At 50.1% G+C, this 505-nt stretch carries 1 protein-coding gene; it reads left to right on the plus strand.

The genetic code is table 11. The features are described from left to right. The coding region (locus R7040_RS30320; RefSeq protein ID WP_318098173.1) for a methyl-accepting chemotaxis protein at nt 1–505 on the plus strand (505 nt) is incomplete at both ends.

A 505-nucleotide genomic window follows, 5' to 3' on the forward strand; every position in this document is an offset into this window, starting at 1 on the left:
CTCTATCCAGAATCTGGCGCAAGAAGTTCAAGTCGCGACAAATGTTATCCAAGAACTTGAAGCGCACGGTAATAGCATCAACACGATTCTATCGACGATTCAAGACATTGCAGAGCAAACTAACTTGTTGGCACTGAACGCAGCGATCGAAGCGGCGCGTGCAGGCGATCAAGGTCGTGGTTTTGCGGTTGTTGCTGACGAAGTTCGCGTATTGAGCCAACGTACTCACGCATCGACCAAAGAAATCCAAGAAACGATCGAAATGCTTCAAGGTACAACCAAGAAAGCGGTTGATATCATGGGAGATGGTCGTCGTTTGGCTGATACCAGTGTGGATGACGCGAATTCTGCAGCAGCGAGCCTGACGCAAATCCACTGTGCGGTAGAGCGCATCAGCGACATGGCAACGCAAATTGCGTCTGCGGCGGAAGAGCAAGCATCTGTAACAACAGAAATCACTCGTAACACAGAAGGCATCCGCGACGTGTCGAACGAGCTTTCTGTA

The sequence above is a fragment of the Vibrio sp. 1069 genome (genome assembly GCF_033340555.1).